Source organism: Gimesia chilikensis (genome assembly GCF_007744075.1).
In the GTDB taxonomy this organism is placed as follows: Bacteria; Planctomycetota; Planctomycetia; order Planctomycetales; family Planctomycetaceae; genus Gimesia; species Gimesia chilikensis_A.
This window is the reverse complement of record NZ_CP036266.1, coordinates 3787182-3809496: the sequence shown is the minus strand read 5'-3', so window position 1 is coordinate 3809496 and position 22315 is coordinate 3787182. Positions and strand designations below refer to the sequence as shown.

The following is a 22315-nucleotide window of genomic DNA, read 5'->3' as shown; positions in this document are numbered from 1 at the left end:
ATATAGAATATTGGGTGCTTGACGAGGAGGTAATTCCTTAAACAATATTACTAATGTTGTACAGCAAAGGTTTCAGATTCTCCAGCAAGTTTATGATGCTGAACTGTTGAACCTGGCACAACGCGATGGTTTCCCCTCGACACACCTGTTTCTGCTCTCGAATTTCAAAGGATGTGAGTCAATGTCGTTGCCTACAGTCGATCCCGGTGAAGGTGTCTATGAAGATCCCCTTGATCTGATGGATGAGATCGATGCGCTGAAGAAAGAAAAAGATGCAACTCTGCTGGCTCACTTCTATATTGATGGAGACATTCAGGATGTCGCAGATTTTACGGGCGACAGCCTGAAACTGGCCCGTGACGCCGTCAAAGTAGAAACCTCGACGATCGTCTTTTCCGGCGTACATTTCATGGCGGAATCGACCAAGATTCTCAGCCCCGAAAAAACGGTACTGCTGCCCGATCTGCATGCCGGGTGCTCCCTGGCAGACAGTTGCCAGTACGAAGACCTGCTCCAGTTCCAGGAGAAGCTCCGCGCCGAAGGGCGTGATTTTGAAACTGTGGCCTACATCAATACCAGTGCGAAGGTCAAAAGCCTCTGCGACTGGATTGTCACCAGTGGAAATGCCCGGGAAATTATTGACCGGGTACCTGCTGATAAAGAAATCCTGTTCGTGCCGGATCAGCACCTGGGACGTTACCTGCAGGAAGTCACCGGTCGGCAGATGATTCTCTGGCCCGGTTCCTGTATGGTGCATGAGATCTTCAGCGTGCAGGATCTGTTGCGGGCCAAGAAGAATAATCCGGGATCGATTGTCCTGGCACACCCCGAATGCCCGCATTCGATTCTGGAAGTCTCTGACTTCATCGGAGGGACAGAGAAATTGCGTCAGTATGTCATGTCGATCAAAGAACCGGGTACGTTTCTGATCGCAACCGAAGCGAACATGATTCACCCCCTGGAAAAATCGGCTCCCCAGCACAATTATCTTCCCGTGCCGGGCATCATGGCATCTTCAGGAGAAACATGTGCCTGTAACCGCTGCCCGCATATGGCCCTCAATACGCTACAGAAAGTCCGCGACTGTCTGAAATATGGTAAGCCGGAAATCGAATGGCAGCCGTACTTCGACAAAGCCCGCGACGTTCTCGAACGCAGCCTGCTGCAGTAGTCGAACCTCCTATCCCGGATGCTGCCTCCTGCTTATATACCGGGCACTTACGCGCATTACCTGCACACTTAATAGCGTCTCCTTCCGCCTGCTCGAATTTTTTTGAGTACTTGAAAACCCGATTCGCTCTCCCATCGCAGGGGTTTTCAAGATGCTAACGACCGTGTCGATTTTATTAAGATCATTGTCTTATTTTTTAGGCACACGCTTTGCCTAGTCTTCATTCAGAATTAATACCGGCATGCTTCACATCCTGTCGGTAGATCTTTCTGCGGTCTCTGTTGCGCTAGTGGAGTCGCAGTCCATCACAGAATATCTGATTGAACATGAACTAAAGCCAACTCATTCAACAATTGATATTTCAAATTCGTCTGCAAGCCATTAGTGCCGCGCTCCTTCCAATGCTTGCAGCAGAGACTGACTGATCCCGACAGACGCAGTCTAACTCCTCTCTCAATCTTACGCAGGGTATCTCTGCGCAGACCGTCGATCCGCCACGACATTTTACTGAAGAGAGTGGAAGCAGTCTCGAGTTCACCTCGAATCCACAAGAAAGCTCTCAGAAAATGGAACTTCAAAACAAAGCAACCCGGATCAACCTGTTTAACTTCTCAACGCCCCAGATGCGGGCATTTCATATGTCCTGGTTTGCTTTCTTTTTGTGTTTCTTTGCCTGGTTCGGCATCGCACCGTTGATGAATATTGTCCGCGAGGAAATGAGCCTGACCAGGGAGCAGGTCGGCTGGTGTATTATAGGATCAGTAGCGATTACGGTCATCGCGCGACTGTTCATCGGCTGGCTCTGTGATCAGATTGGCCCCCGCCTGGCCTATACCTGGTTGCTGGTCCTGGGAGCCATTCCCGTGATGGGGATCGGCTTCGCGCATGATTACACCACGTTCCTGATCTTTCGGATTGCGATCGGGGCGATTGGGGCCGCATTTGTGATCACGCAGTATCACACTTCTTTAATGTTCGCACCGAATTGTGTGGGAACCGCCAATGCAACCACCGCCGGCTGGGGAAACCTGGGGGGTGGAGTGACACAGATGGTGATGCCACTGATTTTCGGACTGTTCGTCGGCATCCTTGGGTTCAGCGATTCGATCGGCTGGCGCGCATCGATGTTTCTTGCCGGCCTGGTGTGTGCCTTGACTGGAATCGCCTATTACTTTCTGACCCAGGATGCTCCTGACGGGAACTTCAAAGAACTCCGGGAAGCAGGCAAGATGCCTCAGAAAGCTCAGCAGAAAGGGCAATTCCTGAATGTCTGTAAAGACCATCGCGTCTGGGCGTTGTTCGTGATTTATGGTGCCTGTTTCGGAATCGAACTGACCATCAACAACGTGGCAGCCCTCTACTTCCTCGATTACTTCGACTACTTCAAAAGCATGGATACGACCAAGGCTGTGAAAATGGCCGGTCTGTTTGCGGGTTTGTTCGGACTGATGAATATCTTCGCCCGAACACTGGGGGGAATCTTCGGTGACCGCTTCGGACAGAAGTGGGGGCTCAGCGGCCGCGTCAAATGGCTGTTTATCGCCGTCTTCTGTGAAGGTATTGCTCTGATGGTCTTTTCACAGATGAGTGTTCTCGCCATGGCACTGCCCTCACTGATCGTCTTCAGCCTGTTTGTGCAGATGTCAGAAGGGGCGACTTACTCCGTTGTACCGTTCATCAACAAAAAAGCGCTGGGAGCAGTCTCAGGTATCGTCGGCGCCGGTGGCAACGCCGGGGCAGTCACAGCGGGCTTTCTGTTTAAAACCCAGGCCATCAACTGGCCGACCGCTCTGTTCATTCTGGGAGCGATCGTCACCTGCTGTGCTTTTCTGACCTTCCTCGTGCGGTTCAGTGAGGAAATGGAAGAGGAAGCCCGCCTGGCCCATGAATCTGCGCTCGCACCACAGCCTGGCGAACAGGAACTTGCCCCCTCCATGGGACAATAAGCGACTGACGAGGAAAGCAATTCAAATATCAAACTTCAAGTGCTCAATTAAAAGGTAGGATAACGTGATTCAGCAGAACTTCGACAACAAGAAGAATGTCGTCGTCATCGGCAACGGAATGGTCGGCTTGCGATTTTGCGAGCAGCTTGTCGATAAGGATGAGCAACAGGAATATAAAATCACCACGTTCTGTGAAGAGCCCCGGGCCGCTTATGACCGCGTTGGCCTGACCCAGTTTTTTGCCCATAATGATGCGGAAAAACTGATGCTGGCCCGCAAGGAATGGTACGCGGACAACCAGATCGACCTGCATCTCTCCGATCGAGCCGTGAGCATCGACCGTGAAAATAAGATCATCCGCTCCCAGAAAGGGGTGGAAATCCCCTATGACAAAGTCGTAATCGCCACTGGTTCTTATCCTTTTGTGCCGGACGTGCCGGGGATCAAAAACCGGGGGGTGTTCGTCTATCGCACGATCAACGACCTCGAACAGATCATCGCTTACGCGAAACAGTCCAAGACTGCAGCAGTCATCGGTGGCGGTCTGCTCGGACTCGAAGCAGCCAAGGCAGCTCTCGACCTGGGACTACAGACACACGTGCTGGAATTTGCCCCCCGGCTCATGCCTCGTCAGATTGATGACGCGGGTTCGAAAGTCCTCGTACAGAAAATCGAGGAACTGGGCGTCCAGGTCCATCTGAATAAAGCCACCGAAAAGGTTCTGGGCGAATCCCGCGTCGAGGGAATTCTCTTCCAGGATGGCGATACATTGGATCTGGATATGATCATCGTTTCCGCCGGGATCCGTCCCCGTGATGAACTGGCCCGGCAATGTGATCTCGAAGTCGGACCGCGTGGCGGCATCCTGGTGAATGATTTTCTGCAGACGTCTGATCCCGACATTTACGCGGTCGGTGAAGTCGCCTTGCATTCCGGTATGGTCTACGGTCTGGTCGCTCCCGGCTATCAGATGGCTGAAGTGGCAGCGACCCATCTGTGTCACGGCGAAGCGGAATTTACGGGCAGCGATCTTTCAACCAAGCTCAAACTGATGGGCGTCGATGTTGCCAGCTTCGGTGATTACGAAGCGGGGCCTGACATTTCCAAAAGCCTGACCTTCGAAGACCCGTTTAAGGGCGTCTACAAAAAACTGGTGTTTAACACCGAGGGGACTCACCTGCTGGGAGGCATCCTGATTGGAGATGCTTCCGATTACGGTAGCCTGTCCCTGCTGGCCAAGTCGGAAGACAAACTCCCCTGCAGTCCCCACGAACTGGTCGTGGGCAGCGGAGGGGGGATTCCCGGCGGCAGTGCTGCGGACATGCCTGACGAAGCACAAATCTGCTCATGCAACAATGTCACGAAGGGACAGATCTGCGCGGCGATTCAGGATCAGGAGCTGACATCGGTCGACGAAGTCAAAGCCTGCACAAAAGCAGGCGGTGGCTGTGGTGGTTGTATGCCCCTGGTAACCGACGTGTTCAAAGCCGAGATGGCAGCAGCGGGAATCACGGTTAACAACCACCTCTGCGAGCACTTCGAGTTCTCACGCACCGAGTTGTTCAATATCATCAAAATCAAAAAGCTGAAGTCGTTTGCTGAAGTGATTGCAGATTGCGGAGCCGGCGATGGTTGTGAGGTCTGTAAACCTACGGTGGCCTCGATTCTGGCCAGTCTGTGGAACGAGCATATTGTCGAGCATGCACCGCTGCAGGATACCAATGACAGGTTCCTTGCAAACATGCAGCGGGGTGGTCTGTATTCCGTCGTTCCCCGTGTTCCCGGTGGTGAAATCACGCCAGAAAAACTCATCGTACTCGGTGAAGTCGCCCGGGATTTCGGACTTTACACGAAAATCACCGGGGGTCAGCGGGTCGACCTGTTTGGAGCCGAAGTGCATGATCTGCCCCGAATCTGGGAAAGACTGATTGATGCCGGTTTCGAGAGCGGACACGCTTATGGCAAAGCCCTGAGAACGGTCAAAAGCTGTGTAGGTACCACCTGGTGCCGTTACGGGGTGGGAGATTCGGTCGGTTTTGCAATTCGCCTCGAAGAGCGCTACCGCGGAATCCGTGCACCACATAAAATCAAAGGGGGCGTTTCGGGCTGTGTCCGGGAATGTGCGGAAGCGCAGAGCAAAGACTTTGGACTGATCGCGACCGAGAATGGATACAACCTCTACATTTGTGGGAATGGCGGAGCCAAGCCACGACACGCCGACCTGTTTGCTTCGGACCTGGACGAAGAGACCTGTATCAAATACCTGGACCGCTTCCTGATGTATTACATTCAGACCGCAGACAAACTGACACGCACCGCCACCTGGCTGGATAAGCTGGAAGGGGGAATCGAACATCTGCGCGAAGTAGTCATTGAAGACAAGCTGGGAATCTGCGACGAACTCGAAGACATGATGCAGTCGCTGGTCGACAGCTATCACTGTGAATGGAAAGAGGTCGTTGATAATCCTGCCAAGCGGCGTTTGTTTGAACAGTTCGTCAATACCGACGAACACGAACCATCAATCGAGCTCATTCCACAACGCGGCCAGAAACGACCTGTTGACTGGGCACCGGACTTTGTTCCGCTCGAGAGCCTGCAGGCCGCTGAACCACCGGCCCCCGTAATGGATGAACCGCCACGCAAATGGGTCAAAGTGGGGCAGGTCAGCGATTTCCCAGCGGAATCGGGATCGACCGTCAAATATGGTCAATCTCAGCTGGCTGTTTTCAATTTCGAAAGTCGCGGGGAATGGTTTGCCTGTCAGCAGATGTGCCCGCATAAGCAGGCGATGGTACTCTCACGGGGCATCGTGGGAGATTCACACGGGATCCCCAAAGTTGCCTGCCCGCTGCATAAGAAGACCTTTTCCCTGGAGAACGGTTCCTGCCTGAGTGGGGATGAAGAATATGCAGTCAAGGTATTCAATGTTAAAGTTGATGAAGAGGAAAACGTTTACCTCGAGCTGCCTGCTCCCGAGGTACTCGATGAATTAATTAACCAAACAGTATGTGCTGGCGCTCACTAAGCACAGGTTTAAGAAATGATCTTATCGAAGCCGGAAGACGAACGAAAACAAAACGAAACACTGGTAACCCTTTCTGTCTGTGATGTGATTCAGGAAGCCGAGGATGTCTGCACCTTTCGTCTGGACAACCTGCAGGGCCAACTGCCGGTTCACAAACCGGGAATGTTTATCAAGGTCTGCCTGGATATCCGGGGCAAAGAAGTCTGGCGGAGTTTTTCCATCAGTTCTTCACCTTTGCGTCCAGAACGAATTGACCTGACGATCAAACGCAACCGAAAAGGGGAGGCCAGCAATTACTTTTTCGAACAGGTACAGCGTGGCAGTCAGCTTCGGCTGAAAGGACCGCTGGGCCAGTTTTATTATGATCCGGAACACCACACCGAGCCATTGATTCTGCTCTGTGCCGGAATCGGAATTACTCCCATGATGAGCATCGTCCGCTATCTGAATGATTTGCAGGAGAACAGGTCCTGCTACCTGTTTTACGGTGCGCGTACACATCGGGATGTCATCTTTGACCAGGAAACACGTCGACTCATCACCCAGTTACCGGGTTTTCATTACTTCCTGACACTTTCACAGCCGGTCCCCCACTGGATGGGTTACTGCGGGCATCTCAACTTCGATTTCATCATTTCCCGAATTCCTCAGATTCCCAGCTGCCGTTTCTTTTTGTGTGGCCCCCGGAATTTCAATCAGGAATTCCAGGAGCATCTTGAGGAAATGGGAGCCCCGGCGGAGCTGATTCACAGCGAGCAATTCCATAAAAAACGAAAAAACAGTTAACTCATGAGCTTCAACTTCGACGAACAAAACACCGGTTCAGACGCGCCTCTGGATGGGAACAACTCGGCTTCACAGGGAACAGCGACCTGTCATCAGGAATTCGACCTGATTTCACTGTTGCTGGAAGAGCAACAGACTCTGACCGCCGTCGACGAATTTGCCCGTCAGTATGAAGCAGAAGCCCTCCCGGCTCAGTCGCGTTACTATGCGGATCTGATTCCTTCCAAATCACCACAGTCCGGCGAACAGTATGCATTTCAGGTCGACCTTGATCGCTGTTCGGGATGCAAAGCCTGTGTCACCGCCTGCCACTCAATGAATGGGCTGGATGAAAATGAAACCTGGCGCGACGTGGGTCTGTTGATCGGTGGGACCAGCCAGGACCCGATTTACCAGCACGTCACCACCGCCTGTCATCACTGCCTGGACCCTGGCTGCATGCAGGCCTGTCCGGTGAATGCGTATGAAAAAGATCCCATCACGGGAATTGTGAAACATCTCGACGATCAATGCTTCGGCTGCCAATACTGCACACTGGCCTGTCCCTACGATGTGCCCAAGTATCACAGCCAGAAGGGGATTGTCCGCAAATGCGACATGTGCAGTCAGCGGTTGACAGACGGCGAAGCTCCGGCCTGTGTGCAGGCCTGTCCGCACCAGGCGATTTCGATTGATATCGTCAATAAAGAACAGGTTCTGGCTGACTCGGAAATCAACACATTTCTTCCCGCAGCCCCCGATCCTCAGCACACGTATCCCACTACCACCTATAAATCACGTAAGCCGTTCCCGCGGAATACGCTGCCGGCCGACTATTATTCTGCCCGTCCACAACATGCACATTTCCCTCTGGTGATCATGCTGGTGCTGACACAGCTGTCCGTTGGTGCCTTTTTCACCGGCTCCGTGCTGGAGTACTTTCTCAGTGCTGAGACCACATCAGTGATGGTACGCCTCTCAGCGACGACAGCCTTACTCTTTGGTTTGCTGGCACTGGGGGCTTCCACGTTGCACCTGGGGCGTCCTTTGTATGCCTTCCGTGGTATTCTCGGACTCAAGCATTCCTGGTTGAGCCGGGAAATCCTGGCCTTTGGTGTGTTTGCCGGTGCGGCGCAGGTCTATGCCGGCCTGACCTGGTTTGCCGGATCACTGTTACCCAGTTGGCAGGTCTGGCAACCTGCCGCAGGCTGGCTGGTCAGTGCCCTGGGTGCAGTTGGGATCTTCTGCTCCATCATGATCTATGTCTTTACCAAACGTGAATTCTGGAGTTTCGAAGCCACCACAACCAAGTTTGTGCTCACCGCAGCGCTGCTGGGGATTGCCTCCACGTGGGTGGTCATTTTCGCCTTGAATCTGACAGTCAATTCTGCCGCGACCAATCTGCTGCTGGCACAGGCCGGCCCGATTCTCTCCAAAGCGCTGATCGTGACGACCGTGCTCAAACTGGGATTTGAGACTTCTATCTTCCGGTATCTGCTGCGGCGTCAGAACTCGCCTTTGAAACGTTCTGCGTTGCTGATGAGTGGGGAACTCTCCAGCGTGACGTTGGCCCGTTTTGCCTGCGGTATTTTAGGAGGCATCCTGATGCCTCTGTTTCTGCTGAACCAACAGACGCAACCGGTTCAGAACCTGACTTTATTCCTTATTGTTAGTATTTTATTCATAGCCTGTTTAGCTGGTGAACTCCTGGAACGTTATCTGTTCTTCTCTGCGGTAGCCGCTCCCCGCATGCCTGGTGTGATCCACTAAATTACTCGGACAGGACTCGGTGTTTCGATGTCGATAATCGATCAATCAAAATTAAGCTCTCTGATTCATCAGAAAGAGGGCCATCTCACCCGGGAATTACTGCTCTCACCCGGCGGCTTCGGTCTGGGCAAAGTCCCTGAGAAAAACTTACCCGATGCGACTACTCAAATGGTCTGTGGCTTCTGCGGCACCGGATGTAATCTGAATATTCATCTGAAAAACGGCGAAGGGGTCTGCATCAGTCCCACGACCGAATATCCTGTCAACCTGGGCATGGCCTGTCCCAAAGGCTGGGAAGCACTGTCGGTACTTGATTCGCCGGATCGGGCCGTCAGTCCGCTGGTGAAAAAGTCCCCCAATCACTGGGAACCGGTCGACTGGGATTCCGCACTGAGCCTGTTTACCAGTAAGTTCAAAGCCATCCAGGAAAAGCATGGCGATGAATCGGTCGCGTTCCTGAGTACCGGTCAGATGGTCACCGAGGAAATGGCTTTCCTGGGCGCGCTGGCCAAATTTGGGATGGGCATGGTACATGGAGACGGCAATACGCGTCAGTGCATGGCTTCCGCGGTGACCGCCTATAAGCAGTCCTTCGGCTTCGATGCACCACCATTCACTTACCAGGACCTCGAAGAATCAGACGTACTGGTTTTTGTGGGCGCGAATCCCTGTATCGCGCATCCGATCATGTGGGAACGTGTGATGCGGAACCCCCATTCGCCGCAGATCGTTGTTGTCGACCCGCGGAAGACGGAAACCGCGATGCAGTCGACATTGCATCTGCAGATCGCACCCAAGTCAGACATGCCTCTGTTTTACGGGATTGCCCAGTTGCTGATTCAGAAGGGCTATGTCGACGCGGACTACGTGCGCGAACATACGGAAGACTTCGACGATTTCAAAGCCCATGTGCGCGATTATCCATTAGAACGTATCACAACAGAAACCGACGTCAGCCAGGAAAAGATCGAACAGCTGGTCGAACTGATTCACACAGGCAAACGGGTATCGTTCTGGTGGACTATGGGGGTCAATCAGAGTTACCAGGGAGTACGCACCGCCCAGGCGATCATCAACCTGGCATTGATGACGGGAAACATCGGTCGGCCCGGAACTGGTCCTAATTCGATTACCGGTCAATGCAATGCGATGGGATCGCGTCTTTTCAGTAATACAACCAACCTGCTGGGTGGTCACGATTTCCTGAATGACCGCCATCGGGCGAAGGTGGCTGATATTCTTGACATTCCCGTGGATCGGATTCCCGCTGAGAACAGTCTGCCTTACCATAAGATCATGGAAGGGATTCTGGCGGGTAAAATCAAAGGCCTGTGGGTCATCTGCACGAACCCCGCGCATTCCTGGATCAACCAGGGACAGGCCCGCGACATTCTGGACCGGCTCGATTTCCTGGTAGTACAGGATATGTATCACACCACCGAAACGGCGCGCCATGCCGACCTGATCCTGCCCGCAGCAGGCTGGGGCGAGAAAGAGGGGACCTTCATTAACGCAGAACGTCGCATCGGTCGGGTCAAACGCATCAAGCGGGCACCAGGACAGGCGTTGTCTGATTTCTCTATCTTCAAACTGATCGCCCAGTACTGGGGCTGTGGTGAGATGTTCTCGCAGTGGAGTTCTCCCGCGGAAGTTTTCCAGTTGATGAAAAAGCTGAGTGCCGGCCAGGCCTGTGATTTCTCCGGGATCGAAGACTATACCGCCATCGAAGAGCAGGGGGGAATCCAGTGGCCGTTTGCAGCCAGTGAAACAGAACCACCACAACAGCAACGCAGACTGTTCGAGGATGGTCGCTACTTTCACGAGAATGGTCGGGCGCGGTTTGTCTTTTCTGAACCGACCAGGATGCCGGAAGCGCCCAGCGAACAGTATCCCTTCGTCTTATTGACGGGACGGGGCACTGCCTCCCAGTGGCACACACAGACCCGCACACGGAATTCCGATGTCTTGCGGAAGCTGTATCCCAATCGAATCTATGTTGAGATCAATCCGGAGGATGCGCAGAAGCACTCCGTTCAACCCAATGACCTGATCTTTGTGGAGTCACAACGCGGTCGTCTGAAAGCTCGCGCGTTTATTACCCAGTCGGTCCAACCGGGACAGCTTTTCATCCCCATGCATTATGAAGAGACCAACCAGTTGACCGATGCCGTCTTCGACCCGCACTCCAGTCAGCCTTCCTATAAATGTTGTGCTGTGCGAATTATTAATGAGTGACGCCCCCGGAAGACTGGCACCATTTCTTTCCAGGAAGCAGGAACATTTCTCCCTCAGGTGACCGGTCCGACCACACACCAGAACGACAGTACTTGAGCACAATTCTCCCCCTCGGCTTCATTTTCGCAAAATATCTTCCCGGCGTCGGCAGAACCGGAGTTTGTATTAAATCGCGCTAAAGAGTCCCGGCGATTACCGATACCCCTCTATAAGCACTTACGGGAAATTACCTCAGACAGTGCGCGCTGCATGTGAGACGATGACACCCCCTCATCCATTGAATTTCATAAACCGGGCCCATGAATTTACTGCAAACTCAATCCATGCACCTCAAGGCGGGTATCTTCTGTTGTCTACTGCTGTTTGTCGCTCCCGTATTTGGTCAGGGGGTGCCTCCTGCACCGGGCTGCGACCAGGAGCCGGGACAATGCGTGAATACCCCGGATTGCACCTCCTGCGTTCCAGAGATCAATTACTGGGTCGTCAGTTCGCGTTGCTGTATGCAAAAGAGCAAGTGCTGCTGTCCCTGCTGCGATTTTGAAGTCTATCACTCAGACGAAGCCGGGAGGGTTTCTACTCAGTCGATGGAGAGTCTGCTGCAGTCCCTGGATCCGAATGCCCCTATCTGCATTATGGTGCATGGGAGTTTCGTCAAATGGGAGAGTATACTCCTCGATTCTTATAATACGTATCTCTGGCTGAGGAATGCGGCCCCGCACCTGCCTTTAAACGTGATCTTCTTTACCTGGCCCAGCGATGATACACCGACGAAGATTGTTCCCGTCGATGTCAATATCCTGGGGAAACGGGCCGAGTATAACGGTTTCTATGTTTCTCGACTGATCGCCGAACTGCCGCCTCACCATCCGATCAGCCTGCTGGGTCACAGTCACGGTGCCCGGGTGGTCGCTTCTACAATGCACCTGATTGGCGGGGGATCGATTCAGGGAGTTTCCCTGCAGGATTGTGGACTAGAGATCTGCTGCCATTGTCGGCACTTCCGCGTCGTCTTTGCCGCTGCGGCGATCAATCACAACTGGCTAAACCCCGGTGATCGTTATGGCTGCGGATTGAACTGTACTGACTGCCTGGTCAACCTGAGAAACCATAAGGACCGGATTCTGCGGTTCTATCCAGTGCTCGCGCCGATCTCGCGACGGGCGCTTGCCAAGACCGGCTTTACCTGGCTGGACCGTCGTAAACTGGGAGATGACGTCAACCGCGTCCACGATATCGATGTCTCACAGTGTGTTGGGGGAGGCCACATGTTCCCTAACTACTACAGCCACCCACAAATTGCGGAAGCCATTGTGCCGGCCATCTATTTCAGCAACTGAAAACACTGCACATTTCTTCCCGCCAGACCTCACTGTCTACTGTCACGCCCTGACTGATACTCAATGCTGTCCCTCTCACCAGGCCTCAGAAACCGCGAATTTATTTTGCATCTCTCGTGAAAGCGGAGTATTCTGACGGATAAATAATCCGCCATGGGACAGACAAATCACCCCTATCCACCTGCCACATTGGGACTTATGTCTTCTCAGTATTCTTTGTGGATCTTTCAGAATTATTCGAGATTCTGAAAATAAATCCGCCTGCTCGTGCATCGTTGTTACTAAAAGCCGTGGTTTTGTTATGTAAACGGGAGTAGATATTGGCCACCGGTAACGATGGCAAGCTCGCCCCCGAGATCGTCCATCAACTGTTTGAGACTCATGCAGGCGAATTGCGCGCTTTTTTGACGGGTATGCTCCGCAACCATGATCTGGCAGATGAAGCATTCCAGCTTACCTTTTCCAAAGCACTCCAGTCAGGAGGTCAGTCTCGGGAAGAGACCCGCAAGGGCTGGTTGTTTCGTGTCGCCTACCATGAAGCGATGGCCCTTATCCGTCGCGATAAAGTCCACAGGAAGTCACTGAACGATCTCAGCCAGATGACCAGCCAGTTCTGGGACGAGGCACCAGATCAGCGACTTCTGGATCACGAAAACCAGGAACAGATCCGACAGGCCCTTGAAAGCCTGCCAGACAACCAGCGGGTGATTGTCATCGCCCGGATTTACGATAACAAGACTTTCAAAGAGATCTCGGAAGAACAGGAGATTCCTTTGGGAACTGTGCTCACCAGAATGAGGCTCGCGATTCAAACACTGTCCCGGCAATTGAACTCACCTTCAGATGATTCCTGAGTCTCACTTGTCCGCCACTGTTTAAGATGACCGCTATGAATAATTCACCTGACAATTTGGATGCAGATCAAACCGGCGACCTGGAATGGCTGGCGTTTCAATACGTGGCCAATGAGCTTTCGGAGCAGGAGTGCCTGCAGTTCGAATCCCTGCTGGCCGAAAAGCAGTCTGCCCGCGAAGCACTGGCCCATGCCACTCAGCTGGTTGCCGGTCTGAAGTCCATCGCGTCCCAATCTGTCGCGCAGGAGACAGTCGCTGCTGCTCAACAGCCGGAAACGACCTCAACTACCCGTTGGGCCTTCTGGGGACTGCTGACCACCGCCGCCGCTGTAGCGTTGCTGGTTCCCAGTCTGTTCAAATCGACTGGCACTACGGACACCCCCACAATCCCCACCGCTCAGACCGAACCTTCTACTGAAGATGCCGAATATTTGCTGAGCCTCTGGGCTGAGTCTTCCCAGGAAAGCAACGTCGCACTCACCTCGAACATGAATACGGAAACGGTTGAATTCAGCGATCAACAGAATGTGCTCGCTGACAACCAGTCCCTGGAAGTTCCGGACTGGCTCTACACGGCTGTATCACTTCCGGAAGAAAGCGTCAATTGAGCATGCGAAGTATGAACCGTTTCACCGTCGATCAATGTCCGCTCCTGACCTGGGTCTGTCTGTTTTGCCTGACCCTGATCACCGGCAGTACGCTCTCCGCGGAAGATCCCCGGGCCTCGGCCACCGTCAATGTTTCCAAAGAAGCATCGAAGAAAGCAGGGGACAAAGCAGACGGTGCCCGGAAAGAACCAAAAAATGCTGGTGCACTCTCCCCGGAGCGTGAAAAACAGGCGCTGGAGTTTGCCCGCTCGCATCACCCCGAGCTGGCCGAACTGATCGAACGACTCAAAAAACATCGTCCCCGCGAATACCGTCGGGCTGTCCGTGACCTGGATACAACGCTGACCCGTCTCGAACGGTTCAAACATCGGGATGGCGAACGCTATCGCCTGACACTCGAACGCTGGGAAGTCGATTCCCGCATTCGTCTGCTGGCGGCCCGGGTTTCGATCAAGGGGAGCGATGCAGACCAGGCGGAACTCAAATCACTTTTGAAGCAGCGCGTGGATCTGCAGCTGGAACTGTTACAGCACGAAAAGAAATCCGCAGAGAAGCGTCTGCAGAAACTGGAGAAATCCATCTCCGAGATGGAACAGAACCGGGACCAGCTCGTCGATGACGAGCTGAAACGCATTAAGCGAAATCTCAAGAAAACCAAGTCCAAAACAAGCGACAAAAAGTAACCGGATTACCTTTTGACAGACACAGTTGTCTTCCTTATTGCAAGGTGTGGTATGAAATCACTCAAACTCTATCGTAGTGTTTACTCTCTCACAGCAGGTATGCTGGCACTGGCGCTGTTTTCCCTGACAGCGACCGCCGCAGAATCCGATCAGGTGAAACAGCCGGTCGATCAGCGGTATGCTGATGAGTCCACTCAGGAAGTTCCCCAGTTCCAGCAGCACGTCGTGCCTTTGTTGGGAAAACTGGGCTGTAACGGCCGCGCCTGTCACGGTTCGTTCCAGGGCAAAGGCGATTTCCGTCTGTCTCTGTTCGGTTACGACTTCGTCATGGACCACAAAGAGTTGACCAACGCCGAAGCTGACCGGGTCAACATGAAAGAGCCCGGCAAAAGCCTGATCATTCAGAAGCCTTTGAATGAAATTGAACACGAAGGGGGCAAACGTTTCGAGCTCAACAGCTGGCAGCATCGCCTGCTGACCCGCTGGATTGCCGGCGGCGCACAGGGAGTACCTAAAAACGCACCCAAGTTCGATCGCCTGGAAGTCACTCCAAATGCGATTCAGTTCAGCAAAGAAGGGGAGACCGTTCAGCTGAAAGCGGTTGCTGTCTGGTCTGATGGTACCCGTGAAAACGTGACACCCATCTGCCGCTTCCAGACGAACAACGAGCAGATCGCAACCATCAATGAAGAAGGTCTGGTCACTTCCAACAAACCAGGCGATACGCACGTGGTCGTGTTCTACGATGCCGGCGTGATTCCCGTTCCCGTACTGCAGCCCGTTTCCGATCAGTATGGCGACAAGTATCCACAGGTTGCTGCTTCAACCAAGGTCGACAAGCTGGTCGTCAACAAACTGCAGAAGCTGGGCGTGGTCCCCGCAGATCTCTGTGATGACACCGAGTTCCTCCGCCGCGTCAGCCTGGACCTGTCCGGAACCTTGCCTGCACCGCATGAAGTTGAAGCCTTCCTCAAGAATACCTCTCCCAACAAACGTGCTGAAAAAATCGACGAGTTGCTGGAAAGCCCCGGCTACGCTGCCTGGTGGACGACAAAGCTCTGTGATTTCACCCAGAACAACTATGACGATCTGATCAATGTCGCTCCTGTTCGCGACAAACCGAGCCAGGAATGGTACGACTGGATTAAAAAACGCGTTACAGACAACGTTGGCTATGACGACATTGTCGAAGGCATCCTGCTGGCCACCAGCCGCGAAAAAGGGGAAGACTTCGATCAGTTCACCAAGAACATGAACGCCATTTACCAGGACAAACCGGGACAGGATTTCGCTGATCGCGAGCACATGCCTTACTACTGGGCCCGGCGGAATTTCCGTAACCCAGACGACCGGGTACTCGGCTTCGCCTATACCTTCCTGGGGATTCGCATTCAATGTGCCCAGTGCCATAAGCACCCCTTTGACCAGTGGACCCAGAACGACTTCAAAGAATTCCGCGGCTTCTTTACCCGCGTCAACTTCGGCGTCAATCCTGAGTCACGCCAGGAATATGCGGCGATGGTCGAAGAACTGGGCGCAGACAAGCTCCGCGGTAACCAGTTACTCCGCGAGCTGAATAAACAGGTTAACAAAGGGGAAACCGTACCTTTCATGGAAGTGTATGTTCCCAAGGCCCGTCCTGCGAACAAGAATCAAAATAAGAACAAAAACAAAAAACAGCGTCGACAGGGACGCAACCAGAGCCCGGCTACCGCCAAGCTTCTGGGAGCCGAAGTCGTCGAGATCAACGAAATGGATGATCCCCGCGCTGCGTTGATGGAATGGTTACGTCGGGAAAATAACCCATTCTTCGCGAAAGCATTCGTGAACCGTGTCTGGTCTGCCTATTTCAACCGGGGCATCATTGAACCGGCTGATGACCTGAACCTGGCCAATCCTCCGAGCAATGCTCCACTGCTGGATTACCTTTCTCGTGAATTCGTGAAACACGATTACGACATGAAATGGCTGCATCGGGAGATCGCCAACAGCGACACCTACCAGCGCAGCTGGAAAACCAACCCGACCAACGAACTCGATGAAGTCAACTTCAGCCACTACATTCCTCACCGGATGCCGGCGGAAGTGCTCTACGATGCGATTCACCAGGCAACCGCTTCGGATGATGCCATCGACAGCATGAAGAACAGTGTCGGCGAACGGGCTATCGGCATCGCAGCTTCGGGTGTCCGTAACCGGGCTCTCCGCGACAAGCAATACGCGTTGACAATCTTCGGACGCTCGACACGGGAAAGCAACTGTGACTGCGATCGCTCTGTCGATCCCAGCCTGCTGCAGACCATGTACATCAAGAACGACAACGATGTGTATTCCGCCATCAACCGCTCCAACAGCAGCTGGCTGTTCCAGGTGGGACAGCAACTGGGAGCCGTTGAAGCTAAGAATGCTCAGAAAACTCGCATGAACGACCGTGCCGATCAGCTCAAAGAGCAGGCTCAGCAGTTGAAACAGCGGGTTGCCCAGCTCAAGAAGCAGGAAGATAAGAAAAAGCAGCTGCAACAGGCACAGAAGCGTCTGCGAACTCTGACTGCAGAACTGAAGAAAGTCCGACAGAACGCAGGTCGTGCCCAGAACAGTCCGGCCAAGGTGCAAACCCTGGAAGAACCGATCTCCGCAGAGAAAACCGAAGAGATCATCACCCGGACATACCTGCGGAGCCTGAGCCGTTATCCCACGGAACAGGAAACCGAGTCTGCGAAGAAGTACATCGAAGAATCGAAAGACAAAATGGCTGGTATTTACGACCTGATCTGGGCCGTACTGAATACCAAAGAATTCATGCTGAATCACTAAACCGCTTCGGCAGACAAGAACCATATTCAAACAATTACATCCACACACAGCCTGAACGCCGTGATTCAGGCACCTCATTCTGAAAGGAACTCTAATGGCCGTATCTATGACATGCGATGGAGTGAAGCGCCGCGACTTTTTGAAAATCGGGACGCTCGGTTTCACCGGGCTGACACTCTCCTCTTATCTGCGGATGGTGGATGCCGGCGAAGCAAAACCGAAGCAGGCGACTTCCGCCATCTTCATCGAGCTTTCCGGCGGTCCTTCTCACATGGATACTTTCGACCTCAAACCGGAATCATCCAGTGAATACCGGGGCGAATTCAAGCAGATCAAAACGAATGTGAGTGGCATCGAGATCTCCGAGCATCTGCCCAAACTGGCTTCCTGCATGGATAAGTACGCTCTGCTGCGGGGTGTCTCTCACTCCGTTGCCGCGCATGCTTTGGGTCGTGAATATGTCAACACCGGCAGCCGTCCGCTGCCTTCTCTGGAATACCCGGGATATGGTGCGGTCTTCACCAAGGAATATCCAGGACCGGCTAACCTGCCGCCTTATGTTTCGATTCCGAACTCCACTCAGAAACCAGGCTTCCTGGGAGTGAAGTACGCTCCGCTGAATACCGGTGCGACTCCTCGTCCCGGTCAGCCGTTCAACGTGCGTGGCATTTCACTGCGTTCAGGATTGACCGTCGAAAACATCGAACGCCGCGAGACACTGCTGCGGGATATCGACCAGACTTTCAACAGCCTGGAAAAGAATTCGCAGTTGATCGAAGGTCTGGATCGTTTTGGACAGCAGGCGCATGCCATTATCACTTCCAAGCGTGCCCGTGATGCCTTCGACATTTCGAAAGAATCGCCGGCATTCACGAAACAGTTCGGCGAATCAAGTTTTGGTCAGAGCTGTCTGCTGGCATCGCGGCTGGTGGAATCTGGCGTGCGGTTCGTCACGGTCTCCATGGGGGGCTGGGATACACACCGCAACAACTGGGAAAGCCTGGAAAACCGCCTGCTGCCTCCGTTCGATGAAGGGCTGTCTGCTCTGTTCAACGGACTGGCTGAAAAGGGTCTGCTGGAAACCACGGCAGTGTACGTCACCGGGGAATTCGGTCGTACCCCCAAGATCAACACTCAGCGTGGCGGACGGGATCACTATCCCCGTTGCATGTTCATGCTGATGGCAGGTGGCATGGTCAAAGGCGGCCAGGTCATCGGTAAAAGTACCGCCAATGGGACTGAGCCTGCTGACGCCGGTCGGTCTCCCGACGATGTTGCTGCTTCCTTCTACCACAACCTGGGGATTGACTTTACCCGGGAATACCACACGAACACCGGTCGTCCGATCACAATCGTACGCGATGGTTCCGTAATTAACGAACTGTTCAGCTAAAACTGAGCATTGGTTTCAACCGCCAGGTGCAATGGTGTTCTCTGGCATTTTATATAATTTCCTGAGGGGGAATACGAATGTTGAAAGTATCGAAAGCGCTTCTGACCTTTGCTCTGATCCTGGCCTGTGTCGCGACTGTTGATGCAGCTGAAAAAGGTGCCAAAAAGAAAAAAGGCAACAAGAAGCAGCCCGCAGTTCGGATCCAGGCCCTGAACCTGCCTGACTCCATCGAACTGAGTGCAGAGCAGAAAGAAAAAGTTGCCGCGCTGAAGAAAGAATACACGCCGCAATTTGTCGCCCTGCAGAAGAAAAATCGCGAAATCCTGACTCCTGATCAGCTGAAAGCCCGTCGGGAAGCCATGAAAGCAGCGAAAGATGCCGGAAAAAAAGGAAAAGAACTTCGTGAATCTGTAGACGAAGCCGTCAAACTGACTGACGAGCAGCAAAAGCAGATGAAGGAAGTGACTGCTGCTACCCGCAAACTGAACGGAGAAGTCCGTGGCAAGCTGGAATCAGTTCTGACTTCAGAACAGCTCGCCAAAATTAAAAAACCGGGTAAAGCTGGCAAAAAGAAAAAGAAAAACAGCTAGTACTGTTGATAAGGTGCCTGTTCCAACGTGCTGAAGGAACAGGCAAGCCTGTCACTATTCGCTCCCCCGATTCCGTAAACCGAGTCGGGGGATTTTTTTTGTATCTTCGTACCAGATATCCCCGATATGAATAAATGTGAATGGGTCAGACGGGCAAAAAAGAGTTGTTTCCACACGTAAATCTTGATATAAACATAAGTTGATTAAATACGTCTGTTTCTGAAGATCGACAGATCCATCTCTCTGTTTCAGAGGTGAGGAGTACTGGCAATGCGGCGGCACGCGCGACAATCCTGGTTAATGCTTTTAATGGCTATTACAGCATTAACATTCACGAACCTGCAGGATCTCTCCGCAGAAGAAGCCCCGCTCAAGGATCATGAAGTTGAATTCTTCGAAACGAAAATTCGACCGGTTCTGATCAAACACTGCTACGAATGTCACGCTGCGGATGCGAAATCGATTCGCGGCGGACTGTTGCTGGACACCCGCGCGGGAACCTTGCAGGGGGGCGATTCCGGCCCTTCTGTTGTCCCCGGGAAACCTGAAGAGAGCATGCTGCTCGAATCACTGCGGTTCGAGAGTTATGAAATGCCTCCGTCGGGGAAGCTCTCCGATGAAATCATTCAGGATTTCGAAACCTGGATCAAAATGGGGGCTCCCGATCCACGCAAAGGCGAAAGCAAGGTCGTCAGCCAGCAGATCGATCTCGAACAGGGTCGGCAGTTCTGGTCCTTCCAGCCTGTAAAGCAATCGAATCCTCCCCAGGTCACAGAACAGGCCTGGAAGCAGAGTCCCATCGATGCTTTCATTCGTTCCAGGCAGCAGGCTTTGCAGCCGTCGGAACTCGCTGATCGGACGACTCTGGTTCGCCGCCTGTATTATGACTTAACCGGTCTGCCACCGACTCCCGCCCAGATCGATGCGTACCTGAATGACACCAGTGAGGATGCAACGGCCCGCCTGGTCGACCAACTGCTGGATTCCCCCCATTTCGGTGAGCGCTGGGGCCGCTACTGGCTGGACGTGGCACGCTTCTCTCAGTCGACGGGCGGAGGTCGTTCTCTGCTCTACAACTCCGCCTGGCGATATCGCAACTATGTCATCGACTCTTTCAACGAGGACAAGCCGTTTCATCAGTTCATCAAGGAACAGATCGCCGGCGACCTGCTGGACTCAGATGACTTCCGCGAGCGTCAGGACCAACTCATTGCGACCGCCTTTCTGCTGCTGGGACCGACCAATTACGAACAGCAGGATAAAGAACAACTGCGGATGGACGTGATCGATGAGCAGATTCAGACCATCGGTCGATCCTTCCTCGGGATGACGCTTGGCTGTGCCCGTTGCCACGATCACAAGTTCGATCCCATTCCCGCCTCCGATTATTACGCCCTGGCCGGCATTCTCCGCAGCACCAAGGTGCTGACCCCCGGTAATGTTTCCGGCTGGACGAAACGCCCGTTGCCACTCCCGGGTCAGCAGGAACAGGCGCGAATCGAGTATGAGAAAGCTCTGGCACAACTCACGTCTGAGCAGAAAGCCAGCCAGAAAGAATTGAAACAACTGAAGGCGGAACTGAATACAATCACACTCGATGATTCGTCCGCGACCCTGGTCGGAGACTGGAAGCAATCCACCTTCTATAAAGACTTCATCGGCAAAGGCTACATCCATGACCAGCAACAGGCCAAAGGCAAAAAGCTGGTCAAATTCACGCCACGACAGCTCAAGTCAGGGCGTTACGATGTGCAACTGGCTTACAACTCCGCTGAGTCCCGCGCTTCGCGTGTGCCCGTCACCATCAAGACTGCAACCGGTCAGCAGACCGTGTATGTCAACCAGCGGGTACAACCGACGGATGGCACATTCGCCTCACTGGGTAAGTTTGACTTCCGGGGGACAGAAGAAGAAGAAATCGTTGTCTCGAATGAAGGCACCGATGGCTACGTGATTGTCGATGCGATCCGCTTCGTGTCGATTCCCGTCAGCGCCTCTACCAGCGAAACAGAATCGGAAGTCAATCCTGAATACGAGCAGACTTTAAGCAAGATCAAAGCCACGCAGCGTAAAATCAAATCCATTCGGGACGAGATTGCCGAACGCAAGCAGAACGCGCCTCCGGAAGTGCCGGAAATCATGTCGGTCTACGAAGGGGAGGAACCAGGTGATTACCATCTGCTGATTCGCGGGAATGTGCATCAACTGGGCAAGAAGGTCCCGCGCGGATTTCTCACTGTCGCCCAGACTGAGTCGGCTCCGTCGATTCCCGCTGATGCCAGCGGGCGTCTGCAACTGGCGGAATGGGTTGCCAGCCCGGAGAATCCACTGACCGCCCGCGTGTATGCGAATCGCGTCTGGCAGCATCTGTTCGGTGCCGGACTGGTGCGAACCGTGGACAACTTTGGAGTACGGGGAGAAACACCCTCGCACCCCGAACTGCTTGACTACCTGGCACAGCGTCTGATCGAAAACGGCTGGTCAACCAAGGCCCTGATTCGTGACATTGTTTTATCGCGAACCTATCGACTCTCCAGTCATTCTACGGCTGCACAGCGTGCTGCCGATCCGGACAATCGCCTGCTCACACATCAGAACCACCGTCGACTGGATGCTGAAGCGATTCGCGATACGATCCTGTTCGTCAGCGGTGACCTCGACCTCAAGCAGCACGATCAGACGGTTCGTCCCGGTACGAAATCAGAATACGGTTACGAGTTCAGGAACAATTACCGCAGTGTCTACATCCCGGTATTCCGCAATCGTCTGCACGAACTGCTGGCAGTGTTTGACTTCCCTGATCCCAATCTGTCCGTGGGTCGTCGAAATACAAGTACTCTGTCCACACAGGCGCTGTATCTGATGAATAACCCTTTCGTGATGCAGCAGGCCGAGCAGATCGCTCGGCGCGTGAATCACGACTATCCTGCCGATCAGTCAGCCCGCATTGACGCCTTATTCAGGATCATGCTGGGACGTCTGCCATACGCAACAGAGAAGGCAAATGCAGAGCGATTCCTGGAACTGTCGCAGACAGAAACCGCTTCGGAACAGATCGAAGCCTGGACCGCCTTCTGCCAGACCATGATTGCCTGTATTGATTTTCGCTACATTCAATAAC

At 53.4% G+C, this 22315-nt stretch carries 14 protein-coding genes; all 14 read left to right on the top strand.

The features are described from left to right. Positions 1-181: 181 nt before the first annotated feature. The 14 genes from nadA (at position 182) to HG66A1_RS14490 (ending at position 22314) form a co-directional block, all read left to right on the top strand. Positions 182-1171, top strand: a complete 990-nt coding sequence (gene nadA / locus HG66A1_RS14555; RefSeq protein WP_145185138.1) for a quinolinate synthase NadA — start codon at positions 182-184, stop codon at positions 1169-1171. 566 nt (positions 1172-1737) lie between these two features. Then, positions 1738-3117, top strand: coding sequence for an MFS transporter (locus HG66A1_RS14550; RefSeq protein WP_145185136.1), 1380 nt, complete (start codon positions 1738-1740; stop codon positions 3115-3117). 64 nt (positions 3118-3181) lie between these two features. After that, entirely contained in the window at positions 3182-6145 is a 2964-nt protein-coding gene (gene nirB / locus HG66A1_RS14545; RefSeq protein WP_145185134.1) for a nitrite reductase large subunit NirB, read from the top strand. 15 nt (positions 6146-6160) lie between these two features. Continuing rightward, positions 6161-6931: a ferredoxin reductase gene (locus tag HG66A1_RS14540; protein WP_145185131.1), complete on the top strand. Its 771-nt coding sequence runs from the start codon at positions 6161-6163 to the stop codon at positions 6929-6931. 3 nt (positions 6932-6934) lie between these two features. Further along, positions 6935-8680, top strand: coding sequence for a DmsC/YnfH family molybdoenzyme membrane anchor subunit (locus tag HG66A1_RS14535; RefSeq protein WP_145185129.1), 1746 nt, complete (start codon positions 6935-6937; stop codon positions 8678-8680). A 27-nt stretch (positions 8681-8707) separates the two neighbouring features. Beyond that, positions 8708-10915: a molybdopterin oxidoreductase family protein gene (locus HG66A1_RS14530; protein WP_145185126.1), complete on the top strand. Its 2208-nt coding sequence runs from the start codon at positions 8708-8710 to the stop codon at positions 10913-10915. A 299-nt stretch (positions 10916-11214) separates the two neighbouring features. Then, positions 11215-12252 (top strand): hypothetical protein, encoded by a 1038-nt coding sequence (locus HG66A1_RS14525; RefSeq protein ID WP_145185123.1) that lies wholly within the window; start codon positions 11215-11217, stop codon positions 12250-12252. Positions 12253-12572: 320 nt separating this feature from the next. Then, the gene (locus HG66A1_RS14520; RefSeq protein WP_197997147.1) at positions 12573-13106 is read left to right on the top strand and encodes an RNA polymerase sigma factor; all 534 of its coding nucleotides are present in this window, start codon (positions 12573-12575) and stop codon (positions 13104-13106) included. Positions 13107-13141: 35 nt separating this feature from the next. After that, positions 13142-13714 (top strand): hypothetical protein, encoded by a 573-nt coding sequence (locus tag HG66A1_RS14515; RefSeq protein ID WP_145185118.1) that lies wholly within the window; start codon positions 13142-13144, stop codon positions 13712-13714. 11 nt (positions 13715-13725) lie between these two features. Then, positions 13726-14397, top strand: a complete 672-nt coding sequence (locus HG66A1_RS14510) for a hypothetical protein (protein ID WP_145185115.1) — start codon at positions 13726-13728, stop codon at positions 14395-14397. 51 nt (positions 14398-14448) lie between these two features. Beyond that, complete coding sequence (locus HG66A1_RS14505) at positions 14449-17211, top strand: DUF1549 and DUF1553 domain-containing protein (RefSeq protein ID WP_232106836.1); 2763 nt, start codon at positions 14449-14451, stop codon at positions 17209-17211. Between the two features lie 94 nt (positions 17212-17305). Beyond that, positions 17306-18604 (top strand): DUF1501 domain-containing protein, encoded by a 1299-nt coding sequence (locus HG66A1_RS14500; RefSeq protein ID WP_145185112.1) that lies wholly within the window; start codon positions 17306-17308, stop codon positions 18602-18604. Positions 18605-18681: 77 nt separating this feature from the next. Then, positions 18682-19194 carry a hypothetical protein gene (locus HG66A1_RS14495; RefSeq protein ID WP_145185109.1) on the top strand — a complete coding sequence of 171 codons (513 nt, stop codon included), beginning with the start codon at positions 18682-18684 and terminating at the stop codon, positions 19192-19194. Between the two features lie 309 nt (positions 19195-19503). Then, positions 19504-22314, top strand: a complete 2811-nt coding sequence (locus tag HG66A1_RS14490) for a DUF1553 domain-containing protein (protein WP_197997146.1) — start codon at positions 19504-19506, stop codon at positions 22312-22314. The last annotated feature ends 1 nt before the right edge of the window (position 22315 follow it).